The following is a 17,379-nucleotide window of genomic DNA, read 5'->3' as shown; positions in this document are numbered from 1 at the left end:
TTTGGATGCGCTGCAGCATAATAATTGCTGGATTATGGCCGTTGCGCGGCTATTTCTTTCATTATATGGTATGCCAGAAACCACCGCTGCCATAACGCATGATGCGCTGGCGGCGTTTGGCTAGGGCAACACGGAAATCGACTTCGCAATGGTCAAGGCACAGCTTGAAATTCAGCCCATCGAGGAGGTGCAAAGCCTCAAGAGCCGCACCTATGAGGCGCTGAAGGCCGCGATCGGAACGATGAAGATCTATGACGCCGGCGCCGAGTTGCGGCTCGACGAGCGCGCGCTTTCGCTTCAGTTCGGCGTCAGCCGGACGCCGTTGCGCGAGGCGCTCGCCCAGCTCGAGCAGGAAGGCCTGGTCAGGATCGCGCCGCGCCGCGGCATCTTCATCGTGCGCAAGACCAAGGCCGAGATTCTCGAGATGATCACGGTCTGGGCCGCGCTCGAAAGCATGGCCGCCCGGCTCGCCACCGAAGTCGCCTCGGACGAGGATATCGCCGGGCTGCACAACCTCGTCGACACCTTCGACAGTGCCGACATCGAAGAGCATCTGGGCGAGTATTCGGACGCCAATATCCGCTTCCATGCGGCGATCGTCGCGCTCTCCGGCTGCAAGCTCATCACCGAGATCACCACCGGCCTGTTCACGCATGTGCGCGCCATCCGCCAGCGCACGATCTTCGAGAGGGACCGGGCCCGCCGTTCCATCGTCGATCACAAGGAGATCATCGAGGCGCTGGAAACGCGCAACGGTGAGCGCGCCGAGCGGCTCGTCCGCGAGCACACGCTCAAGCTGAGGCAACATGTCGAGCAATTCGTCCAGCTCGACTGAGCGGGGCCAAGGCAAACAACAAAGTAGCCAAGAAGAAACAATCGACTAGGGAGAAAGCGGGATGTCCGCAGTCGTACAAAGCATCTCTTCTGCCGCGCCCGAACCAGAGCGCGAGCTGACCGACGGCTTCAACCTCATCATCGATGCGTTGAAGCTCAACGGCCTCGACACGATCTATGGCGTGCCGGGTATTCCGATCACCGATTTCGGCCGCATGGCGCAAGCCGCGGGCATCCGGATGCTGTCGTTCCGCCACGAGCAGAACGCCGGCTACGCCGCCTCGATCGCCGGCTTCCTCACGAAGAAGCCTGGTGTCTGCCTCACCGTGTCGGCGCCCGGCTTCCTCAACGGCCTGACCGCGCTTGCGCATGCGACCACGAACTGTTTCCCGATGATCCTGATCTCGGGTTCGTCGGAGCGCGAGATCGTCGATCTGCAGCAGGGCGATTACGAGGAGATGGACCAACTCGCCGTCGCCAAGCCGCTCTGCAAGGCGGCGTTCCGCATCCTGCACGCCCAGGACATCGGCATCGGCCTGGCGCGCGCGATCCGCGCCGCGGTCTCCGGCCGACCGGGCGGTGTCTACCTCGACCTGCCGGCAAAGCTGTTCGGCCAGGTGATGGACGCCGAGGAGGGCGCGAAGTCGCTGGTCAAGGTGATCGACGCCGCGCCGGCGCAGCTTCCGGCGCCGGACTCGATCCAGCGCGCGCTCGACGTGCTGAAGGGCGCCAAGCGGCCGCTGATCATTCTCGGCAAGGGTGCGGCCTACGCCCAGGCCGACGACGCGATCCGCCAGTTCGTTGAAAAGAGCGGCGTTCCGTTCCTGCCGATGAGCATGGCCAAGGGCCTGCTGCCGGATCTTCATCCGCAATGCGCCGGCGCGGCCCGCTCGACGGTGTTGAAGGATTCCGATGTCGTCATGCTGATCGGCGCACGCCTCAACTGGCTGCTCTCGCACGGCAAGGGCAAGAGCTGGGGCGACGCACCCAAGCAGTTCATCCAGATCGACATCGAGCCGAAGGAGATGGACTCCAACGTCGAGATCGTCGCGCCCGTGGTCGGCGATATCGGCTCCTGCGTCTCAGCGCTGCTCGCGGGCATGGGCGGCGCATGGCCGGCGGCGCCAGCGGACTGGACTGCGTCCGTCGCCAGGAAGCGCGACGAGAACGTCGCCAAGATGGCGCCGCGCCTGATGAACAACAACGTGCCGATGGACTATCACGGTGCGCTCGGCGTGCTGCGCACGATCATCAAGGAGCGGCCGGACGCCATCCTCATCAATGAAGGCGCCAACACGCTCGATCTCGCGCGCGGCGTCATCGACATGCATCAGCCGCGCAAGCGCCTCGACGTCGGCACCTGGGGCGTGATGGGCATCGGCATGGGCTACGCCATCGCCGCCGCCGTCGAGACCGGCAAGCCGGTGCTCGCCGTCGAAGGCGATTCGGCCTTCGGCTTCTCCGGAATGGAGGTCGAGACGATCTGCCGGTACAACCTGCCGGTCTGCATCGTCATCTTCAATAACAACGGCATCTATCGCGGCACCGACGTCAATGACGCCGGCGCCGATCCCGCCACGACCGTGTTCGTCAAGGATGCGCGCTACGATCGCATGATGGAGGCGTTCGGCGGCGTCGGCGTCAACGCGACGTCGCCCGACGAGCTGAAGCGCGCCGTCAACGCGGCGATGGACAGCGGCAAGCCCACCTTGATCAACGCGGTGATCGATCCGACCGCCGGCAGCGAAAGCGGTCGCATCGGCAATCTGAATCCGCAAAGCGCACTCAAGAAGAAGTAAGGGAGGAGACAAAATGAAAGCGCTCGAAGGCGTCAAGATTCTCGACTTCACCCACGTCCAGTCGGGGCCGACCTGCACGCAGCTCCTCGCCTGGTTCGGCGCCGACGTGATCAAGATCGAGCGTCCCGGCTCCGGCGACATCACGCGCGGCCAGCTCTGCGACGTGCCGGATGCCGACAGCCTCTATTTCACGATGCTGAACCACAACAAGCGCTCGATCACGCTCGACACCAAGAACCCGAAGGGCATGGAAGTGCTCTGGGAGATGGTGAAGATTTGCGATGTGCTGGTCGAGAACTTCGCCCCGGGCGTGCTCGATCGCATGGGCCTGACCTGGGAGAAGATTCACGCCACCAATCCCCGCCTGATCGTCGCCTCGGTCAAGGGCTTCGGCCCCGGCCCTTATGAAGACTGCAAGGTCTACGAGAACGTCGCGCAATGCGCTGGCGGCGCCGCCTCGACCACCGGCTTCCGCGACGGCCTGCCGTTGGTCACGGGCGCTCAGATCGGCGATTCGGGAACCGGCCTGCACCTCGCACTCGGCATCGTCACGGCGCTCTATCATCGGACCCATTCCGGCCTCGGCCAGAAGGTCGATTGTGCGATGCAGGATGGCGTGCTCAATCTCTGCCGCGTCAAGCTGCGCGACCAGCAGCGCCTCGACCACGGCCCCTTGAAGGAATACAGCCAGTTCGGCGAAGGCCTGCCCTTCGGCGATGCCGTGCCGCGCGCCGGCAATGATTCCGGCGGCGGCCAACCGGGCCGCATCCTGAAATGCAAGGGCTGGGAGACCGATCCCAACGCCTACATCTACTTCATCACCCAGGCCCCGGTCTGGGAGAAGATCTGCGACGTCATTGGCGAGCCGACCTGGAAGACCGACCCGAACTACGCCAAGCCGCCGGCGCGCCTGCCGAGGCTGAACGAGATCTTCGGGCGCATCGAGCAATGGACCATGTCCAAGACCAAGTTCGAGGCCATGGACATCCTCAACGAGTACGACATCCCGTGCGGGCCGATCCTGTCGATGAAGGAGATCGCCGAGGAGAAGTCGCTGCGCGAGACCGGGACGGTGGTCGAGGTCGATCATCCCAAGCGCGGCAAATATCTCTCGGTCGGCAACCCGATCAAGCTCTCCAACAGCCCGACTGTGGTCAAGCGTTCGCCATTGCTCGGCGAGCACACCGATGAGGTGCTGCGCGACGTGCTGAAGCTCGATGAGGGCCGCATCACGGCGATTATCGAATCGGGCGCCACCGGCGCGTTGGCGCAGGCGGCGGAGTAGTTTTTCAAAGCTGCCATTGACCTCTTGGGGTGGCACCTCGGCAACGAGGCGCCACCCTTTTTCGTGTCAGGGCGGGAGCGCCTGACCGGTGCGGCCTCGAGCGGCGGGGCAAAGCTCAATCGGGAGCAAGGGTGTCGAACGCGACGGCATAGGTCGCAAGGCCCTTCACGACCGCGTCCATGGCCTGCTCGCCCAACTGCGAACGCATCTCGCGCTCGGCGATGTCGACGGCGTCACGAAAGGCCGCAAGCCAGGTCAACCCGGCCGGGGTGAAGGTCACGATACGGGCACGCCGGTCGCTCGGATCGACGGCACGCGTGACCAGTCCGAGCGCGGCGCATTGGTCGACCAGTTCGCCCATCGCCTGCTTGCTCATGGAGGCGCGTCGGGCGAGCTCGGTAAGCCGCGTCCCACCGACATCGAGATTGCGGGTCAAGCTCACATGCGCAATGCGGGTTTCTGCATGACCGCCATTGCTCATCAGTTCGAGGACACGCGCCTCGAAGCGGCGCACTGCATTGTTGAGAAGGCGGCCGACATTGGCGTGTCGCCAGGCTGTCCCGGCGCTTTCGAGCTTGGTTGGTTCCATCTGTCCTGCTGCCCCTCGGATGAGTTCCGAGGATTCTCTTGGCTAATGAGTGCCCCTGTCATGCGTTAGAGCGCAAAAGCCGGAGAGTATCCATCTCGCGCGGGGTTCTGGATGCAGCCGGCTCGAGGCGACTATCTGAAGCTACACCACCATCAGGGACACGACCGCGCGACGACTGAACCTGCTTCCTGAGAAGCATGAGCTTGGACGATGTGCCGTTGGGCATGCGCGGAGACGATCAATCGTGCCTGGCCGGCGCCCTTGAAGCGGCCCTGAACGACGGCAATATCTTGAAGCCGGCCGCCGAATGCCGTTGCGACAACCATGTTCGCCGCTCCGGATGTTGCGAGAGGGTCGAATGGGCGCCATTGCATTCCGTCCCAGACGGCGATCCAGGCATGGCGTCGGACCGGGCGCGTATCTCCTGGCGGGCCGGCGAGGCGGTAGCCGCCGATAAACCGGGCGGGGACGCCTTGAGTGCGGACCATCTCGACTGCGAGACGCGTCATCGCTTCGCAGGAGCCTGTCCGTCGCTGCGCGATCTCCTGCAGACTTGGTGACTGGTGAAGCGGGGCGTCGCTGTAGCGCCAGGACTCGCGAAGGTTTGCCAGGGCCTGCTGCCAGGGCATGGCGCTCGCGGCAAACGGCAGGCCTTCGACCGCGAGGTCACTTGCGGTCGGAACGAGAGCGGGCAGGGGCTCATCAAGACCGATCGGGCGATCGAAGCTGGCATTGAGCCGCAGGCGGGAGACCGGCCCGGCGAGCTTCAGCCTGTCGACCGCGACGCCGTTTCCGTCGAGTTCGGTTGGCTCGAACCGAGCTTCCGGCTCGCAGGCGAGACGGATCGGGGCGAGTCGCGGTTCAGCGGCGAGCAGGGGCCGAGCCCGGAGTTCGAGATCGAGATGATACGCCGGTCGATCGAAGGCGTAGACGACATCGAGCGTCAGATGGATCCGCTCGGAAAGCGAGGGACTCCCTGTCGTCATGCTTCCGCTTCGGTGGCGAGACGCGTGCGGATGAGCCGTTCGAGTTCTGAGCCGGGCGAGGTCGTATCCGGCGATACCGCCCGGTAAGGCGTCAGCGACGGATAGAATCTCGCCCGCCCTGCCTCTTCCTGCCAGATCCAGTGTGGTGCACGCGGCAGGAGCGCGATTCCAGGCTGGCGGAGCGCACCCGCAAGGTGCAAAGCGAGGCAATCCGGCGCCAGCACCAGGTCGAGTGAGGCGATGGCGGCGGCGAGGTCCTCCGGTCCGCCGATCCGGTGGCCGGCATCGATGACATCGGGCACACGGGCGAGTTCGTCCCGCGCCGCGCCGATCGCCAGGCTCACTACCGTGCCAAGCGGGCGGGCCGCAGCCAGGAGATCCTCCAGCCCCATTCCGGGAATGCGGGCCGACCAGACGATGCCGATGCGTGGGCCGGGCAGCGCCGCGATCGCATCCTGCCAGAGTCCGGCCCGGCCAGGCTCGACCGTGACATAGGGCGCCGACATGGCGAGCATCCCGGCATCGGCGCGCAGATGCGCCATCGCCTCGGCGAGAATGAGCGGCTGCGAGGCATCTGCGCTGCCGGCTTCCGAGAGGATCGGTGCTAGCGGCGCCAGCAGCGAATGCAGGGCCGACGGCGCCAACAGCGGCAGCTCCCGGCCCGCTTGCTCGGTGAGTGCCGGCAGCAGGCGCAGCGCGAAGACGACTTCGCCGAGCGGCATGTCGGGGGGGACGAGCACCGCATCGATCGCCCGGCGTGGCTCTGGGAGCCCGTGATAGGCCTCCTCGAAGCGGCCGAGCGCGAACAGGCAGGCGTGCCGCAGCGGACGCGCCTCGGGAAGCTCCATGGCTGCGGCGCGTTCGCTCGCCAGCAGCGCGTCCGCGAAACGTCCTGCGCCGGCCAGTGCCCGCGCCAGCGTGAGCAAAGCAGGGCCGCTCCCGGCACCGTTCTCGCGAGCCGCCGTAGCCAGTGCGGCGAAAGCCTGGCGGGCCGTTGCATCGTCCGTCGCAGTCAGCGCCTGCAGCTCCAGCGCGGGCAGGTAGCCTGGCGCGAGGGCCAGCGCACGCCGCAGCAGCTCGCCTGAACGGCTGGGATCGCGGGCGGCGAGGAGCCGCGCCAGGGTGACGATATGCGCCGGGTCCGACGGAGCGCAGAGATAGGCGCGCTCGGCACAGTCGATCGCGACCGCTTCATCGCCGAGCGAGGCATGGGCTTCGGCGAGATTGTGCCAGGCTTCAATGCAGGCTTCGTCGAGGGCGACGGCTTCCTCGAAGCAGGCGATGGCGAGCGGCCGGTCCGAGGCCGCAAGCGCGCAGAGGCCGCGCAGCAGCCAGGCGCGCGGCCGTTCGGGATCGCATTCAAGCGCATGCTGGGCCTCGCGAGCCGCATCCTCGGGGCGCCGTCGTGCCAGCAGAAGCTCGGCCCGGCGTTCCCTTATGCCCGCATGGCGTGGGGCGAGGCGGACCGCCTCGTCGAGGCAGGTTTCGGCGTCGTCGAGGCGATCGCATTCGGTGTGCAGGGCGGCGAGATTGGCGAGGATTTCGGGCTCCCCCGGCTGCAATCTTGCCGCGGTGCCGATCAGCTTTTCTGCCGCTGCCGTGTCACGACGCAGCAATGCGACGCCGCCGAGCCCGTTCAGCACCCAGGGATCGTCCGGCCGGGCCGCGAGCGCCTCGCGCAGGATCACCTCGGCTTCGTCCGTCCGGCCTTCGGACAGGCGCTTCAGCCCGGCCCGCACCCTGGTCGCATGGCTGGTGGCGGCTGCCGGCGCGCTCATCCGATCGTTACGCGCTTGGCGTCGAGGCGGATATCGTCGCGGGCCAGATGCGTCTCGACCGCCGCGCTGACCGTGGTCAGCTCGGTCTGCGAGAGATGCGTGCCGATGCGCTCGCTGTCGATGCCGGCGATCGCGGTATTCCGCTCTTGTGACGTCACCTCGATGCGCTGCGCTACGGTCGACTGGCGGCCGACGACGGTGGTCAGGGCGTCGCCGATCACGGACGCCAATCGCGAAACCTGCGTCAGCACGTCCGTAACAAGGTGGAAGCGCCTGCTGGTCACGGCCACTTCCGGCGCTTCGAGCCCGAGCCGGGCCGTGGCGTTGAGAGCGATGCTCGGTGCCGCGATGGCAAGGCTTGCGGCCCGATCCGGCAAGGAGAGGGTCGCATCGCCGAGGCCGGCGCGGGTCAGGACGGCGAGGATGAAGACGCGTCGGCCGGAGGCGACGATGAGCACTTCGTCCTCGGGCTGCGGTTGGATCAGGCAGGAGACAGCGCGCGAGGCCTCGCGCGTCCCCGCCTCGTCCTGCACCAGGCAGCGTTCACCGGTGATCGCGAGCACGCGCGCGGAACTCAGCCCGTCCGCTGCCCCGAAAGGCGCGGAATTCGCGCCGGCCGACGCGTCAGCGGTGGCGTAGGAGTTGTGCAAGGACGGGCTCATGACCTGAGAAGCAGGCCGGTTTTGACATCGACGTCCTTGCCGCCGATCTCGACTGTGCTCTTCCCGATCACGACCGCCTTGAGATAGGCGTTCATGTCGGCGTTCTTCAGCTCCAAACCGAATTTCTTGCCATCAACGCCGACCCATTTGAAATCCAGGCCATTGACGTATTTGAAGTCCGAGCCGAGCACCGCCTTGGTGTCGAGGCCGATGACGCCCTTGAAGGCGACGCCGATGATGATGTTCATGTCGATGGCGAGATTGATCTTGAGATCGATCGCGGCGTTGAGGCGGAACTCCGTGCCCAAAGCGAGGGTCAGCGTCGCCGCCAGCGTCATGCTGATGCGCGCGGCCAGGTTGGTCGAGATCTGGTCGCCGAGGAAATAGCTGATCGAGGTGCCGAAGAACTTCTTCTCCTCGTAGCCGTGGAACTCTGTGTATTTCTCGCCGTAGAACCACTCCTTGGCCGTGCCGTAGGTCTTCTTCTCGGAAGTGGAATAGAGCCATTCCGAGAGCGGCCCCTTGGCCTCGTTCTTCACATAGCCATAGGCGAGCAGGGAGATGTTGGCCGGCGCGTCGGGCGTGCCGGCGGTGATCGAGACGCCGGAGAGGGCGTTGACGGCAAAGACGCCGGCCGGCGCCGTGAACTTGATGTCCCCGTCGGAGACGTTGGTGGTCTGGCCCTTGACGATGTCGACCAGCATGCCGCCGCCGACGGAGAGATTGACGTCTGAATCGGTCTTGCCGAGGAAGCCGTCGCCGGAGGAGGTCGTCGTCGTCGCCTTGGTCGAGATGGTCATCAATTCCATCTGGCCGGCCTTGTTCTTCACGAACTTGTCGCCGCGCTTCAGATAGCCCTGCTTGATGCTGCCATCGGCATTGGTCGCGTCGCTCTCCTTGGCGGCGTTGGCTGTCTCGGCCATGCCGACAAAGGGGTTCTTGCCGCTGAGCAGCGCGGTCAGCGACAGGTCCGGGCTCGGTTCGGTCTTGGTCGTGTTCGAGGCGGTGCTCTTCGAGAGCGCGAGGTCGGGCATCATCGCGCCCTCCTCGCCTTCGACATAGGCGCCGAGGCGCAGATAGGTGCCGCTGCCGAATTCGTCGGGCTTCAGCGGCACGTCGATGCGGGTATAGGGTCGGCCGGCCGCGGCCTCGCCTTCGGTGACCGAAGCGTCCTCGTAATGCGGTACCCGCGGCAACGGCTTCGCCTCGCCGTCGATCACGCCTTCCAGGCCATTCGGACGAACATGCTGTTCCGTTTGCACGCCGCGACCGAGCACGGCGAGGATGTGCCATTCCTCGCCGCCGGCCCAGGCAAGGACCTCGTCGCCGACCTTTGGGGAGAGCGGGCAGGAGAGGGCGACGCAGGCCGAAACCTCGCCGGCCTCGCTCCGGAGCAGCAGCCGGTCGCCGGTGCGGGCGGCCACCGTTGCCGGGCGCAGCGCCGGCATAGGGCCGGTGGGCGGGATCAGGGCGGTAGCGGCGGGCATCATCGGTGCTCTCCCGTGGGATCAGAAATGCGGCCGTTGTCTCAGGACAGGCAGATCGTGGTGACCTGGCTGGGGGCGAGCGTGATGCCGACGATGTTCGGGCTCATGCCGTTCTGCATTGTCGGGTTGAGCATCTTCGTGGCGGGCGGGCCGCCGAGGAACATCGTCACCGATCCCATGGCGTGCTTCACCGGCCCCATGACGAAGCCCGAGGCGACGCCGAGCAGGACGCCGGGCTGGTCGCCGAGGCTGATCGGCTTCGTGGTCAGAAGGTTGTGCGCCGGCATGCAGGTCAGGAAGGTGGTGATCTGCGTCGGTATCGCCATCGGCGCGAGCGCGATGTTGGGATAACCGAGCTCCTCGATGAGAACCTGCGCGAGCTTGCCGACCGTCTCGACCAGGTCATGCGTGAGCGCGCCCATGCCGAGCGCGGCCTCAACCGGCGCGGGCGCATCTATCTCTTCCCCAAGGAATTCGCCGGTTTGCGCCGGGATCTGGCGAGCTTCGTCCACGAGATCTTCAAGCAGAGCAAGTTCGAGACGCAGTCGCGGTTGCGCGGCGTCTACTTCACCAGCGGCACGCAGGAAGGCACGCCGATCGACCGCGTACTCGCCGCGTTCGGGCGCAATTTCGGTCTCACTAGCGGCCAGCGGGCGCCGTTCTCGGGGCAGGGCAAGGCCTTCTTCGTCAACCGGCTGCTGACCGAGGTGATCTTCGAGGAGCAGGGGCTCGTCGGCGTCGACCGCAAGCTCGAACGCAGCCTCGTGCGGGCGCAGAACGTCGGCTATGCCGTGGCGGCGGCGCTGGTGATCGGCCTCGGCGTGCTCTGGTGGGGCGCTGCGACGCGTAGCCAGGCCAGGATCGACGCGACCAATCAAGCGCTCGCGCCGGTCGAGACGCGGCTGGCGGCGGTGCCGGCGCGTGTCACGCCGGCGACGCTGCTGCCCGTGCTCCAGGCGGCGGACGCGGTGCGCGATGCGGGCGGACAGGGCGGCATCCTAGGCTGGCTCGACGGCTTCGGGCTGAGCGCCACGCCCTCGCTCGCGCCCGCGGCGGCGGAACTGCGCGAGCGCCTCATCGTCGACCGGCTCTACCCGGCCTTCGCGACGCGTCTGTCGGAGCGGCTCACCGGCCTCTCCCAGATCGGCGCCGAGAACGAAGCCATGCGCGATCTTCTGCGCAGCTATCTAATGCTGAGCGACACTGAGCGCTTCGACCGCAGCGTGGTGCAGCGCGCCGCGCGCGAGGAGGCGCAGCTTGCCTTCCCGGTCGACCAAAGCCGGGCGGCCGAACTCGGACGGCATTTCGACGAGCTCGTCGCGCTGTTGCCGAAGCCGCTGCCGACAGACCGGCGCATCATCGATACGACGCGGGCGCGGCTGATGCGGACCCCGCGCAGCGAGCAGGTCTATGCAAGGCTGCTGCGCGAAGCCGCGCAGAATCCGCGTTTGCGTCCGATCGACCTCTCGACTGCGATCGGCGCCGGCGTGATCGATTTCGGGCTCGGCCGCAGCGGTAACAACGCTGTCTCCGTCATCCCGGCGGCCTTCACGCGCGAGGCCTTCTACGACTTCGTGCTGCCGCGGCTGCCGATCCTGATCCGCGAGGAGCTCGGGATCGACTGGGTCACCGGTGGCGAAGCCGCCGGCTCCGGCGTGGTCCAGACCGGCACGCGCGAGGTGATGGACCGCTATGTCGCGGACTATATCCGCTCCTGGCAGGGCGCGATCACGGTTGCACGGCTCGTGCCCTTCACCGACCATCCGAGGACGAGACCGGCTTCTTCCTCAGGCGGCTGCGCGCGGTCACGCCGGCCTATGCCTCGCCGGCTGCGCTCGCCGGGCAAGCGCCGGACCCGCGCGACGATATCTTCTCCTTCGCCGTGCTGACCTATGTAATGGTCGCCGGGAAACACCCTTTCGATGGCCGTTCGGCTGCGGCGGCGATGGCGGAGGGGCTGGTCCCAGCCTTGCCGCCCAGCTTTCGCGGTGGCCGCTGGGTTGCCTTGCGGCGCGGCTTCGACTGGGAGGCAGAGACGCGGCCGGGCAGCGCGCTCGATTTCGCCGGCCGCATCCTGCGGCCGAAGCTTTCGGACCATCGCCGCGCCTTGCTCGGCCATGCCCAAAGCCTGCTCGAACGCCTGCACCGTCGTAAACCTGTCAACGCCCCGCCCTAGCGTCACCTTCGTTCCCCTTATCGGACGCGACGTGCCATGCTCGACCGACCCGCCAGTCACGACACCACGATCGCGCTCTCGCTTGCCAGCGGCAGCATCAAGGACGGCCTGCATATCGAGCGGGTCACCGGCCGCGAGGCGATCTCGGAGCCCTACGCCTACCGGGTGGCGTTCCGCTCCGACAAGGCAATCAGTACCCAGGACGTGGTCGGCGAGCGGGCCAAGCTGATGCTGAACACGGAGGCCGGCGAACTGGTGGTACACGGCGTCGTCGTCGAGTTCGCCGCCGAGGACCCGCTCGGCGACCAGGGCCATCTCTACGCGGTGGTGATCGCGCCGCGCCTCAGGATGCTGGAGCTCAGCCGCCAGAACCAGGTCTACGGCTCGACCAGCAAGGTTTCGGTCAAGGACATCATTCAGAAGGAGCTCGAAGGCTCGCTGGCGGCCAATCACGGTCACATCACCATCGAGCACGAGCTCAATCTCGCCGCGAGCTATCGCGAGCGCGAATTCATCGTGCAGTACAATGAAAGCGACCTCGCCTTTCTGTCGCGCTGGTGCGAGGGCAGCGGCATCTTCTACTTTTTCAAGCAAAGCGAGGATGGCGAGAGCGCGGTGTTCGGCGACAGCAACGTCGCCTTCATCGAGGCGAAGTCGCTGCCTTACCGCCATGGCCATGACGCGATCAGCACGGCGCAGGCGGCGGTGACCTCGTTCGGCTTCGTTGCTCGGCCGGTGACGAAATCGGTCGTGCTGCGCGAATACAACCCCGAGAAGCCGGCACTGCTGCTGCGCGCCCGGGCAGAGGTCGAGGGCGGCAAGACCGGTACCATCATCGAATACGGCCAGCACTTCCTCGAACCCGACGAAGGCGATCATCTCGCCAAGGTCCGGGCCGAGGAGATCGCCTGTCGTGCCAAGGTTTTCCGCGGCGTCAGCAATGCGCCGCAATTGCGCCCCGGCGCATTCTTCAGCCTGACCGGACATCCTTCGCTCGACGATCGCTATCTCGTCATCGCGGTCGAGCACGAGGTCTCGACGCCGGCCCCGGTCGGCTATGGCGCTGGCGAAGCCGTCGCGGGCGCGCCCTATGGCAACCGCTTCGAGGCGATCCCGCTCTCCGTGCCGTTCCGGCCGGAACGGCGCACGCCGCGCCCGCTGGCGGCCGGGTTGTTCAACGCCTTCGTCGACGGCGAGGCCGACGGCACGCGCGCCGAGGTCGATACGCAAGGACGTTACAAGGTGCGCCTGCGCTATGACGAGGGCGACAGCGCCGAGGGCAAGGCGAGCGAGTTCCTGCGCAAGGCCGAGCCCTATGCCGGCCCCGCCGACACCGGCATGCATTTCCCGCTGCTGAAGGGCACCGAGGTTATCCTCAGCTGTGTCAATGGCGACATCGACCGGCCGATCATCGTCGGCGCCGTGCCGAATCCGCTGACGCCCAATGTCGTCTCCAAGCGCAACCGCACGCTCAACCGCTTCCGCTCGCCGTCCGGCACTCTGTTCGAGATGAACGACGGCTCGGCGAGCTGAGTGTTGGGTAGTTTTCGGCGATGATCTGGCAGCCACCGACACGCGAACTCGATCCGCTGGCCGCGCTCGTCCACGAGGCGGTGCGGACCCAGGTTTTCCCCGGGGAGGCGTTCGGCTTCCATCTGGTGCCGGTGCCGGGCGAGAGCTGGCGCGAGACTGTCTTGCCGGACGGCCGGCAGGTCCGGATCAGGCTGTCGGCGAGCCCGGCGGCACAGACGCAGCGTGAACGCCGCGCCTGCGCCGGTATCCATGTCAGCGGGGAAATGGTCGCCGGCGATATGGGCTATCGCGTCAGCGCCGATCTCGTCGTCGACCTGGTGACGCGCGCCGTCCTCGCCTGTGACAGCCGGCTGGAAGCCGTCGGGCGAACGCGCCCCTGACGCGGCTGTGACGTGGCCACCATCGGCATGGCCAGAATTCTTTCGATCCGATCGAAGCGTCATTCCGGACAAGCCGCGAGAGCGGCGCAGCTCCGGAATCCATCGTAGGCCTCGGCGCTCTACGATGGATTCCGGCGCTCCGCTTCGCTGCGGCCGGAATGACGGTGAAGATGAGACGAGAAAGGTTCCGGCATCGCCGGCTCCCTTTGATATGGCAGGCCCACCCGGTGAGCGCGCGCCTGCGCAGTTAGCCGAATGAGCGCAGGAAACTGCGCAGTCACGGCAGTGACGCAAACAGGTTTATCAAAATTAGATCAACAGGATAGGTGATTTCTTCTACTTGGTACGCCCCTTGCCGAGCAAGGACGCCGGCTTGAGCCGGAGCAGCGAATTCCAGGGAAGAGAACAATGGCACTCGACGCCTATATGACCATCAAGGGCCAGAAGCAGGGGGACATCTCCAGCGAGGCCAGCACGATCAAGAGCGCTGGCGCCGGCGCTAAATACGACAAGCACGGCAACGAGATCACCGTGCTCTCCTTCACCAGCGGCGTGATCAACCCGCGCGATCCGAAGTCGGGCTTCACCTCCGGCGCCCGCGTCCACCAGCCGGTCACCTTCACCAAGCTGATGGACCGGTCCTCGCCGCTGCTCTGGCAGGCGCTGGCCAAGGGCGAGACGCTGACCGAGATCGTCTGCAAGTTCTACCGCCCGGACACCGCCGGCCTCGGCGAGCCGGAGGAGTTCTTCGAGTTCAAGTGGGAGAACGCCAAGCTTTGCGAAGGCAAATCCTACCTGCCGCTGACCGTCACCCAGGCGAACGACCATCTGCGCCCGATGGAAGACTGGTCCTTCACCTATGAGAAGGTGACCTGGAAGCACACCAAGGCTTCGACCGAGGGTGAGGATTCCTGGCAGAGCGCCTGATCGGGCGATATTCGGCCGCCGCGCAGCCCCTGCGCGGCGGTCTTGCCGGGGATCTTGCAACGGCACGGTGACGTAGATGTCATCGGCCAGTCACCTCGACGCTGTGAGGTACGCCATCGCGCAGACCGGGCCTCAAGCCCGGCGCGACATCCGGCGCCAGGCGCCAGGCAGGGGGCGTTTCACCATGGTCCAGGTCGATCTCAAGCAGCTGCTCGGGCGGCTGAATCCTTACGTCAAGCGGGCGCTCGAAACGGCAGCTGGCCACAGCGTCGGCCGCGGCCATTACGAGGTGGCGGTCGAGCATCTCCTGCTGGTGATGTCGGAGGACGAGCAGCGCGACCTCGGCATCATCCTGAAGCAGTTCGGGCTTGACGCCTCCGGTCTCAAGCGTGGCCTTCAGCGCGCCACCGAAACCCTCAAGACCGGCAATACCGGCCGGCCTGTTTTCTCGCCGGGGCTCATCGAACTGCTCACCGATACTTGGCTGATCAGCTCGATCGAGCTCAGCCAGCAGCAGATTCGCTCGGGGGCGATCGTCGCGGCGCTGCTCGCCAACCCCAGCCGCTACGCGATGGCCGACTGGTTCGAGGCGCTGCGGGCAATCCCGCTCTCCGAGCTCAAGGCCAGGTTCCGCGACATCGTCGCACCCTCGGCCGAGGAGCCGACCGTCCCCGCGGCGGCACCCGGTGGAGCCTCTGGCCAGGCCGGCCACGGCGTCCTTCCGCCCGACGGCGCGCTCGCCCGCTTCACCATCAATTTCACCGAGCAGGCCCGCAAGGGCAAGATCGATCCCGTCTTCGGCCGTGACCGCGAGATCCGGCAGATGATCGATATCCTCGGCCGGCGTCGCAAGAACAACCCGATCTGCGTCGGCGATCCCGGCGTCGGCAAGACCGCGGTGGTCGAGGGCCTCGCGCTCAAGATGGCCGAAGGCGACGTCCCGGACTTCCTCAGGAATGTCGAGCTGCTCAGCCTCGATCTCGGCATGCTGCAGGCCGGCGCCGGCGTCAAAGGCGAGTTCGAGAACCGGCTCAAGGGCATCATCGACGAGGTCAAGGCCTCGCCCAAGCCGATCGTGCTCTTCATCGACGAGGCGCACATGCTGGTCGGCGCCGGCGCTTCGGCGGGTGGCGGCGATGCCGCCAATCTGCTGAAGCCGGCGCTCGCTCGGGGAGAGCTGCGCACCGTCGCGGCCACGACCTGGTCGGAATACAAGAAGTATTTCGAGAAGGACCCGGCGCTGGCGCGCCGTTTCCAGCTGGTCAAGCTCGACGAGCCCTCGCCGACGGAGGCGATCACCATCGTGCGCGGCCTGCGCGCGGCTTACGAGAAGAGCCATGGCGTCTATGTCCGCGATGACGCCGTCGCCGCCGCCGCGAACCTCTCGGCCCGCTACATTTCCGGCCGGCAATTGCCCGACAAGGCGGTCGACGTGCTCGATACCGCCTGCGCCCGCGTGAAGCTCTCGCTCTCCAGCAAGCCGGCCAGCATCGACGATCAGGAGCGCCGCATCGCGACGCTGCGCCGCGAGCTCGCCGCGCTGGAGCGTGACCGCAGTACGCTGGGCAAGGACAATCCGCGCATCGCCGAAGTCGAGGAGGAGATCGCCGGGATCGAGGCCGAGAAGGCCGAGGCGATCGTACAATGGGAGCGCGAGAAGGCGCTGGTCGACCGCATCGTCGCCTTGCGCCGCGAGCTTGGCCTTGGGCCCGATGGCATCGCGACGCTCGAAGCGAAATCCGCCGACAATGATGACGACGGCGACGATGATGATGACGATCGCGACAAGGAGGAGGCCGAAGCGGCCGGCGATCTGCGCGAGGCGGCCGAGCAGGAGTTGCAGCAGGTCGTCGCCGAGCTGGAGAAGGCTCGCGGCAAGACGGCGATGATCCATTACGAGGTCACCGCCGATGCGGTCGGCCAGGTGATCTCGGATTGGACCGGCATTCCGGTCGGCAGCATGGTCAAGGATGAGGCCGCCGCCATCCTCGGCATGTCCGCCAATCTGCGCCAGCGTATCAAGGGCCAGGACCATGCCGTCTCGGCGCTGGACGAGGGCATGCGTGCCGCCAAGGCCGGCGTCAACAATCCCGGCCAGCCCATGGGGGTCTTCCTCTTCGTCGGCACCTCCGGCGTCGGCAAGACTGAGCTCGCGACGCAGCTTGCCGACCTGCTCTTCGGCGGCGAGCGCTTCCTCGTCACCATCAACATGTCCGAGTTCCAGGAGAAGCACACCGTCTCCAAGCTCGTCGGCGCCCCCGCCGGCTATGTCGGCTATGGCGAGGGCGGCCTGCTGACCGAGGCGGTGCGCCAGCGGCCCTATTCGGTCGTGCTGCTCGACGAGTGCGAGAAGGCCGATCCGGAGGTGCTGAACCTGTTTTACCAGGTCTTCGACAAGGGCACGCTCGCCGACGGCGAGGGCCGGATCATCGACTTCAAGAACACGGTGATCATCCTGACCTCGAACCTCGCCGCCGACATCATCACCGCGCTGGGCACGCAGGAAGAGAAGCCGAGCACGGCCGAGCTGACGGAGGCGATCCGGCCGACGCTGAACCGGCACTTCAAGCCCGCCTTGCTGGCGCGCATGCAGGTCGTGCCGTTCTATCCGCTGATGCCGGACGTGATGGGCGAGATCGTCCGCTTGAAGCTCAACAAGGTCGGCAAGCGTCTTCGCGAGAGCCAGAAGATGGCGTTCCACTATTCGGACGCCGTCGTCGAGGCGATCACGGCGCGCTGCACCGACGTCGACACCGGCGCCCGCAACATCGATCACATCGTCAACCGCACGCTGCTGCCGGAGATCGCGACTGAGATCATCGGCCGGATGGGCGAGGAGCATGCGCCCGAGAGCCTGTCGGTCGACATCGGTCCTGAGGGGGACTTTACCTACCGCTTCACGCTGCCGGGCTCCGAGCCGGTGGCGCAGGCGGCCGAGTGACG

Annotated in this window: 15 protein-coding genes; 9 read left to right on the top strand and 6 right to left on the bottom strand. The window is 66.5% G+C overall.

Going from position 1 to position 17,379, the window contains the following annotated elements; all coding sequences use genetic code 11:
• Positions 1-148: 148 nt before the first annotated feature.
• From B6S44_RS17530 to frc, 3 genes are all read left to right on the top strand, one after another.
• A complete protein-coding gene (locus tag B6S44_RS17530; protein WP_129158170.1) occupies positions 149-835 on the top strand; it encodes a GntR family transcriptional regulator in 687 nt (228 codons plus the stop codon).
• A gap of 61 nt (positions 836-896) precedes the next feature.
• Positions 897-2,633: an oxalyl-CoA decarboxylase gene (gene oxc, locus B6S44_RS17525; protein WP_129158169.1), complete on the top strand. Its 1,737-nt coding sequence runs from the start codon at positions 897-899 to the stop codon at positions 2,631-2,633.
• Positions 2,634-2,646: 13 nt separating this feature from the next.
• The gene (gene frc / locus B6S44_RS17520; RefSeq protein WP_129158168.1) at positions 2,647-3,918 is read left to right on the top strand and encodes a formyl-CoA transferase; all 1,272 of its coding nucleotides are present in this window, start codon (positions 2,647-2,649) and stop codon (positions 3,916-3,918) included.
• A gap of 115 nt (positions 3,919-4,033) precedes the next feature.
• Here the strand turns inward: frc and B6S44_RS17515 are convergent, their stop codons facing one another.
• The 6 genes from B6S44_RS17515 to B6S44_RS29885 all read right to left on the bottom strand — a co-directional run bounded on the left by B6S44_RS17515 (position 4,034) and on the right by B6S44_RS29885 (position 9,842).
• Complete coding sequence (locus B6S44_RS17515) at positions 4,034-4,507, bottom strand: MarR family winged helix-turn-helix transcriptional regulator (RefSeq protein ID WP_129158167.1); 474 nt, start codon at positions 4,505-4,507, stop codon at positions 4,034-4,036.
• Between the two features lie 152 nt (positions 4,508-4,659).
• Positions 4,660-5,493, bottom strand: a complete 834-nt coding sequence (locus B6S44_RS17510) for a transglutaminase-like domain-containing protein (RefSeq protein WP_129158166.1) — start codon at positions 5,491-5,493, stop codon at positions 4,660-4,662.
• Entirely contained in the window at positions 5,490-7,271 is a 1,782-nt protein-coding gene (locus B6S44_RS17505) for a tetratricopeptide repeat protein (RefSeq protein ID WP_129158165.1), read from the bottom strand. The genes B6S44_RS17510 and B6S44_RS17505 overlap by 4 nt, the downstream gene beginning before the upstream one ends.
• Entirely contained in the window at positions 7,268-7,921 is a 654-nt protein-coding gene (locus B6S44_RS17500; RefSeq protein ID WP_164985874.1) for a DUF3540 domain-containing protein, read from the bottom strand. The genes B6S44_RS17505 and B6S44_RS17500 overlap by 4 nt, the downstream gene beginning before the upstream one ends.
• Before the next feature lie 8 nt (positions 7,922-7,929).
• Positions 7,930-9,423 (bottom strand): DUF3540 domain-containing protein, encoded by a 1,494-nt coding sequence (locus tag B6S44_RS17495; protein ID WP_129158163.1) that lies wholly within the window; start codon positions 9,421-9,423, stop codon positions 7,930-7,932.
• A 38-nt stretch (positions 9,424-9,461) separates the two neighbouring features.
• Positions 9,462-9,842 (bottom strand): DUF4150 domain-containing protein, encoded by a 381-nt coding sequence (locus B6S44_RS29885; protein ID WP_248309634.1) that lies wholly within the window; start codon positions 9,840-9,842, stop codon positions 9,462-9,464.
• On the opposite strand from B6S44_RS29885, the gene B6S44_RS17490 reads away from it, so the two are divergent.
• The 6 genes from B6S44_RS17490 (at position 9,825) to tssH (ending at position 17,377) form a co-directional block, all read left to right on the top strand.
• Positions 9,825-11,309 carry an ImcF-related family protein gene (locus B6S44_RS17490; protein ID WP_248309633.1) on the top strand — a complete coding sequence of 495 codons (1,485 nt, stop codon included), beginning with the start codon at positions 9,825-9,827 and terminating at the stop codon, positions 11,307-11,309. The two genes, B6S44_RS29885 and B6S44_RS17490, sit on opposite strands and share 18 nt — an antisense overlap.
• Positions 11,303-11,596, top strand: coding sequence for a hypothetical protein (locus B6S44_RS17485; protein ID WP_129158161.1), 294 nt, complete (start codon positions 11,303-11,305; stop codon positions 11,594-11,596). Before B6S44_RS17490 ends, B6S44_RS17485 begins: the two co-directional genes overlap by 7 nt.
• A 36-nt stretch (positions 11,597-11,632) precedes the next feature.
• Positions 11,633-13,129 carry a type VI secretion system Vgr family protein gene (locus B6S44_RS17480; RefSeq protein ID WP_129158160.1) on the top strand — a complete coding sequence of 499 codons (1,497 nt, stop codon included), beginning with the start codon at positions 11,633-11,635 and terminating at the stop codon, positions 13,127-13,129.
• 20 nt (positions 13,130-13,149) lie between these two features.
• Positions 13,150-13,509, top strand: coding sequence for a hypothetical protein (locus tag B6S44_RS17475; protein WP_129158159.1), 360 nt, complete (start codon positions 13,150-13,152; stop codon positions 13,507-13,509).
• 408 nt (positions 13,510-13,917) lie between these two features.
• Entirely contained in the window at positions 13,918-14,436 is a 519-nt protein-coding gene (locus tag B6S44_RS17470; RefSeq protein WP_126112974.1) for an Hcp family type VI secretion system effector, read from the top strand.
• A gap of 76 nt (positions 14,437-14,512) precedes the next feature.
• Positions 14,513-17,377, top strand: a complete 2,865-nt coding sequence (gene tssH / locus B6S44_RS17465) for a type VI secretion system ATPase TssH (RefSeq protein ID WP_248309632.1) — start codon at positions 14,513-14,515, stop codon at positions 17,375-17,377.
• The last annotated feature ends 2 nt before the right edge of the window (positions 17,378-17,379 follow it).

The organism is Allobosea sp. Tri-44, assembly GCF_004123845.1.
Classification (GTDB): domain Bacteria; phylum Pseudomonadota; class Alphaproteobacteria; order Rhizobiales; family Beijerinckiaceae; genus Allobosea.
Note: the sequence above shows the minus strand (reverse complement) of the source record. Positions and strands in the feature narration are given on the sequence as shown.